Annotated in this window: 5 protein-coding genes; 4 read left to right on the forward strand and 1 reads right to left on the reverse strand. The window is 61.4% G+C overall.

Annotated features, from left to right (window positions below; genetic code table 11):
- Positions 1 to 22: 22 nt before the first annotated feature.
- A complete protein-coding gene (locus BGO16_RS11835) occupies positions 23 to 535 on the reverse strand; it encodes a sigma-70 family RNA polymerase sigma factor (RefSeq protein ID WP_292618938.1) in 513 nt (170 codons plus the stop codon).
- A 623-nt stretch (positions 536 to 1,158) separates the two neighbouring features.
- Between BGO16_RS11835 and BGO16_RS11840 the strand changes: the two genes are divergently transcribed.
- The 4 genes from BGO16_RS11840 to BGO16_RS11855 all read left to right on the forward strand — a co-directional run.
- On the forward strand, positions 1,159 to 1,674 hold the full coding sequence (locus BGO16_RS11840; protein ID WP_292618939.1) for a sigma-70 family RNA polymerase sigma factor: 516 nt from the start codon (positions 1,159 to 1,161) through the stop codon (positions 1,672 to 1,674).
- Positions 1,675 to 1,762: 88 nt separating this feature from the next.
- Positions 1,763 to 2,749 (forward strand): FecR domain-containing protein, encoded by a 987-nt coding sequence (locus BGO16_RS11845; protein WP_292618940.1) that lies wholly within the window; start codon positions 1,763 to 1,765, stop codon positions 2,747 to 2,749.
- A 181-nt stretch (positions 2,750 to 2,930) separates the two neighbouring features.
- Positions 2,931 to 5,390 (forward strand): TonB-dependent receptor, encoded by a 2,460-nt coding sequence (locus tag BGO16_RS11850; RefSeq protein WP_292618941.1) that lies wholly within the window; start codon positions 2,931 to 2,933, stop codon positions 5,388 to 5,390.
- 202 nt (positions 5,391 to 5,592) lie between these two features.
- A partial coding sequence (locus BGO16_RS11855; RefSeq protein ID WP_292618942.1) for a PepSY domain-containing protein occupies positions 5,593 to 6,126 on the forward strand: 534 nt, incomplete at its 3' end.

A 6,126-nucleotide genomic window follows, 5' to 3' on the forward strand; every position in this document is an offset into this window, starting at 1 on the left:
ATGGTCCGGCGGTTCCGGCACGTCAGTCCAGCATGTTTTCGCGGATGACCGCGAGATGCTCCAGCACGCGGCGGATATGGTAGAATACGGCCTGCTCGGTGATGCCGAAGCGGTCCGCGATCTCGCGGTGCGTTTTGCCCTCGAAGCGGCTCATCGTGAAGATGACGCGGCTGCGCTCGGGCATCTCCTCCAGCGCCGCGGCGACCGCCGCCAGTGCCTGACGTCCCATCAGAATGCGCTCCGGCGAGCATTCATCGTCGACCAGCCACAACAAATCGCGCACCTCGGCATCGATGGCTGCGCGTCGGCGCTCCTTGCGAACGTGATCTGTCGCGGTATTACGGACCACGCGGCGCACATAGGCGTCGGCGTTCTCGACTGTGGCGTCTGTGCCCCTGAGCTTGAGCCAACTCTCCTGCATGACATCGGCGGCGACGGCGGTGTTGCGAAGCTGCCGCCGCAAGGCCGCCTCGAGCGCAGGACGATGTCCGGCGAATGCACCGAGCAGACGTAGCAGAGTGGGCTTATCGACCATCGCAGGCATCGCGGGACGGATCAACACCGCACGCCGTCATGGCGCGCGGCTGACGCTCACCCATAGCCAATCGCGCCGCACTCCGCAAAGGAACGCAATCAAGAACTATTCCAGATTTTCGGCCAGGCGTTCGTTTCGCGAGGCGCGCCCGGCCATGACAGCCCCGGTCAAGTGCCCGCTGTTCGGTGAGCGAGTTGCCGGCGATATGTCACGATGCCAAAGGGTATGGCGCCTGAGCGATATGGTGCCATGCCCCTGAGAAACGGGCTGCGGAGGACAGAACGTCTACGTCGCGGCATGCCCGTGAGCGGACATGCTGCGTGGTAGATCCTGCGCTGCGTCGGGATGGAAGCTCGCGTGACTTGAGTTTTCTTTTTAGAGCCGATCTAAATTGTTGAGATTGAAGAGTTTTCAGCTTTATTCTACCAATCCGGTCCTGACCCGGCGACCGCGATCGGACGTTGACGGCCGGCTTGCGTTTGCATGGCTCAATCCGAGGACAATATGCGCGGCCACTCAGTCCAGACCCCAGTCGAGCGGCTTCACCGAAATCGGGAACGTTCCAGGTCTCCTGTGCGATATCTTTCATTGTATCTCAAGCGCCACGGAGTGGTGAGGCCGGCATGAGGGCGATCGGCAATCTTCTGTCCGAGATGTTTCGCCTGCATCATCGCGATCTCGTGCGCTTTGCCACGCGGCTGGTCGGCGACCGTGACGACGGCGAGGAAATCGCGCAGGACGCTTATATGAGCATCGCGGGGCGTGGGGCGCAGGCCGGCGCCATTGAGCATCCAAAGGCTTATCTGTTTACTGCCGCGCGCAATGCCGCCGTTGATTTCACCGTCCGACGAAAGATTGAATGGTCCTATCGTGTCGAGGTCGAGGGCATCGAGAGTCTTGCGTCGGAAAACGACCCGCTTGCGGCGTTCGAGCAAAGGCAACAGCTTGCCCGGCTCATCGTCGCGCTCAACGAACTTCCGCCAGCTTGCCGCCGCGCCTTCGTACTCAACAAGATCGAGGGGCGCAGCCATCAGGAGATTGCGCGCCAGCTCGGAATCTCTGTGAGCATGGTCGAGAAGCACATCATGCGTGCATTGCGGCAAGCTCGTGATCTGCGCCGCGACGACGGCTCTTTTTAAGAGACCGGGATTGAGGATTATGCCGCCCGATCTGGTCTATAGAGAGGGGAGCTGGATTCCATAGCTCCACAGTCTCTGATGGGTCGCCGTGAGCCGAGATCATCCCGAACGCCTGCCGCCGTCGACCGAAGTCTCCGACGAAGCCCTGCGCTGGGTCATGAGATTGCATTCGGGCTCCGCCACGGCCGCCGATCATCGTTGCTTTGAATCGTGGCGGACGCTCAGCGGCGAGCATGAGGCAGCCGCGCGGGAAGCGGAAGCCCTGTGGGTTGACGCCGGGAACCTTCACCTCGATCCGGTCACCGGCATTGTGAAGCCCGGCCGCCGCGGAAAGGGGCCGACGCGGCGCAAGGTTTTGACCGGCGCGGTGGCGCTTGCGACGCTGGGAGGAGGCGTATGGGCGAGCGGTGCCTTCCGCAACCATCGAAGCGCCGACTATGCCACGGGGCTGGGCGAGACGCGGACAGTGGCATTGCCGGATGGCTCCCGGGCAACATTGAATGCCCGTTCGGGGATTGCCCTGGCGTTCTCCCCGTCGGAGCGCCGCATCCATCTGGTTGAAGGGCAAGTCTTCTTCGAGGTTGCGCCTGACGGAATCCGACCGTTCCGGGTCGAGGTCAATGACATTCGCGCAACAGCGCTGGGCACGTCCTTCGATGTCGACTCCAATCTCGCGGATGGAGCCGTTTCGATATCGGTGACGGAGCACGCCGTGGATGTCGCTTCGCTCTCAGACCGGCGGCGCTCGGAGCCGGTGAGGGTTTTCGAAAGCCAGGCTGTCGTCATTGACGCGGAGGGTCGCATCGGCGCGATCGCAGCGCAATCGCCGTCGGTGACGGCGGCGTGGCGCAGCGGCATGTACATTGCCGAGAACAGGACGCTCGGCGATGTCGTGGCGGCTTTGCGAAGCTATCATCCAGGGTGGCTTGTCATCCGCGGAGAGGGAACGGCGAAGCTCCTCGTCAACGCGGTCCTGAACTTGCGGACGCCGGACGACTCGCTCGATGCTCTCGCGAGCGGACTTCCGATCATGGTGCGTCGAATCTCTCCATACCTGGTTGTTATCTCAAGCTGACGCTCGCCTGATTTTTTGCCTGCCCCGTTGAGGATTTTTGGCACCGGCCGGTCTTACTCTGTAAGGGCCGGGGAGGTGCGATGCCTTGGGAGGTGCGATGCCTTGGCGCCCTTGGGGAAATAGTCGGGAAGGGGCGTCGATGAATAGTCGAAAGCGGGGTCAGGTCTTCGGGGCCGTTCTAATGGCATCGACGGCAATCGTCGTGATTGCTTCGCTTGAGGCGGCAAAGGCGCAGCCTGCGCGCGCTGTCGCCTACAATATTCCAGCGCAGCCTCTGACTGCGGCGTTGACCGTCGTTGCACAGCGCAGCGGCTTGCGGCTTGCCTATAGCGCGGATCTTTCCGCGGGGCGCTCCGCGCCGGCATTGCAGGGCTCGTTCACTCCGGCGGAAGCGATCGGCCAGTTGCTTGCGGGCAGCGGGCTGACCTACCGTTTCACGTCGGCGAACACCGTCACGATCGAGCGTCAGTCGGCGTCGGCATCGGCAGCAGGGGCGGTCCCCGGCGCGATCTCGCTCGACACCATCGACGTGCAGGGACGGGCGACCAGCGATCCCGGCGCCACCGAGGGATCGGGTTCCTACACCACCACGCAGATGAGTTCGTCGACCGGTCTGCCGCTGTCGATCCGCGAAACGCCCCAGTCGGTGACCGTGATTTCGCGGCAACGCATGGACGACCAGAACATCCGCACCTTCAAGGACGCGATGGAGAATACCACCGGCATCACCTCGCAGAGCTGGGACAATGACCGCGTCGAATTCATGTCGCGCGGCTTCAAGCTGACCGAATTCCGCTACGACGGCGTGCCGGTCGATGCGGACGGTGCTATCGATCACGGGCTGTCGACGGTGGACATGGCCATCTACGATCGGGTGGAAGTCACCAAGGGCGCTAGCGGCTTGCTGCAGGGCGCCGGCAGTCCCGGCGCGGCCATCAATCTGGTTCGGAAGCGGCCGACCAGGATATTTCAGGGATCGATATCTGAAAGCGTCAGTTCCTGGAACAACTATCGGACCGATCTCGATCTCTCCGGGCCTCTCAATGAAGCCGGCACCGTGCGCGGTCGTTTCGCCGGCGCGTTTCTCGATGGCGATTCCTGGCTCGACCACTACCACAAGCGACGTAATGTGCTGTACGGGGTGATCGAAGCGGATCTCACCGACAATACCATGCTGACGATCGGCAGCGACTATCAAAAGGACAAATCGCGCGGCGCACAGTGGGGCGGGCTGCCTCTGTTCTTCTCCGATGGCACGCGGACCAACTGGGATGTATCGAAGAATCCGGGTGCGGTGTGGAGTCGTGATAACCTTTCGGTCAACACCTATTTTGTGACCCTTGAGCACAACTTCGACAATGGATGGAAGGCGATCGGATCGTTCAATCATCGCCGCAGCGTATCGGACTACATGCTGGGTTCCGCGAGCGGCGGGTTTCCCGATCCGGTAACCGGCGAGGGTGTTTCGCAGTTCATTTGGAAAGAGCACCCCCGGTCCATTCAGAATACCGTCGACCTCAAGGTCTCGGGACCGGTCGAAGTGATGGGGCGGACCCATGAATTGATGTTCGGCGTCATGTCGACGCATAGGTCAGAGCAGGGTCCCTATTATGACGACCCGTCCAACCCGTTTTTGGGCGGCCCGCCTACTTATGATCCTTCTGTTCCCAATTTTTTCACCTGGCGGGGTAATTCGTCAGTGCCTCCCTTCCAAATTTTGGGAAAGGTCGAGAGTTCCTATTCGCGCACCGGCACGTTTGCCGTAGCCCGTCTCAAGCCGGTGGACAAACTCTCGATCATCCTTGGCGGCCGGCTCGACTGGTGGAGCTTCAACGACAAGGGAACCTATATCGACCCGTTGGAAGAGTGGTTGTATCCGGCCGAATATTCCGTTAATGCTCGCATCACACCCTATGCCGGCATCGTCTATGACCTCACCGACATTTATTCGCTGTACGGCAGTTATACGAGCATCTTCGCTCCGGACGGTTTTCGCGATGTCAACCGCAATTTTCTCCCTCCGACCGAAGGCGACAGTTACGAGGCCGGCGTCAAGGCCGCCTATTTCGGCGGCGCGCTCAATCTCACCGCCGCGATGTTCATGATCCAGCAGAAGAACTTCCACGAATTTGCAGGGTTCGATCCGGTTACCGGAGACAACTACTACCGCTCGATCGATGGCGTTACGTCGAAGGGCTTCGAATTCGAGCTGTCGGGCCAGCTCGCTCCGGGCTTGCAGATCAATGCCGGCTATACGCATACGCACGCCAGGACGTCCGACGGATCGCTGGTCTATTCGTACATCCAGACCACGGCCCCGGAAAACGTGGTCAGGCTCTTTGCGACCTATCGCCTGCCGGATCAATGGGATCGATGGACCATCGGCGGCGGCGTCCGCTGGCAGGATACCGTTCACGGTTACGTCAATTCCAACCCGTTCGGCGAAAGGCAGGATTTGACGCAGGGCGATGTGTTCCTTCTCGACCTGATGGCGCGCTTTCGCCTGACCGAAAAGGTCGAGATCGCGTTCAATGCGACCAATCTGCTGAACCAGAAGTATTATTCCGTGTTCGGGAACTATGACACCGGCGTCTATGGCGAGCCGCGCCGCTACACCCTGTCCACCAAGTTCAAATTCTAAGCCGCTCGGGTGAGAGAGCTTGTGGCGACCTGGCTGGCCCGCGGTCTCAAAAAATTTGCAAGACGGGGTTCAAAAATCCGGTGCTCGATCGTCTTCATCATAGAGGGGCCTGTCATCTGAACCGGCGGGTATCTCCCCCGGAGGCGCGGCGGGCGGCGACGCAGCCGAGGGACGGGGGCCAAGGGACGGGGGCCAAGGGACAGTGGGAGTAAGTGGAACCGTAGCGCGCAAGAACTCCAGTGCCCGGCTGTGGTTTGTTGTTCACGGCTGGCTGGCGCTACCGATCTGGGCGTTTTTGTTCATTGTTTGTCTGACGGGATCGATTGCGACCGTCAGCCAGGAGATCGTGTGGCTGGCGGATCCGGCGGTGCGGGCCAATGCGCCGGCAGCGGATGCGCGGCTGCTCGGTTACGACGAGATTCTGGCGGCTGTGGAGCGCGAGGTGCCCGGCGCACGGGTGCGCTTCATTGCGCGGCCGGTGAAGTCGATCTTTGCGCTGACCGTCTCGGTCACGCGTCCCGACGGCAGCACTGGAACGCTCTACGTCAACCCCTACACCGGCGCTGTTCAGGGCGAGCAGGGCGAGTTCGACTTCCGTGATTTCGTGCGCGCGCTGCACGGTTGGCTGTTGGTGCCGTTCAACGACGGTTTCTCGCTCGGCTGGTATCTCGTATCGGCGCTGTCGATCCCGCTGCTCGGCTCGCTGATCACCGGGATCGTGGTCTACAAGCGGTTC

This window comes from Nitrobacter sp. 62-23, from assembly GCF_001897285.1.
Classification (GTDB): domain Bacteria; phylum Pseudomonadota; class Alphaproteobacteria; order Rhizobiales; family Xanthobacteraceae; genus Nitrobacter.

Coding starts and splice junctions, on each gene's coding strand:
- BGO16_RS11835 (WP_292618938.1), bottom strand. CDS start 535: ATGGTCGATAAGCCCACTCTGCTACGTCTGCTCGGTGCATTCGCCGGA.
- BGO16_RS11840 (WP_292618939.1), top strand. CDS start 1,159: ATGAGGGCGATCGGCAATCTTCTGTCCGAGATGTTTCGCCTGCATCAT.
- BGO16_RS11850 (WP_292618941.1), top strand. CDS start 2,931: ATGGCATCGACGGCAATCGTCGTGATTGCTTCGCTTGAGGCGGCAAAG.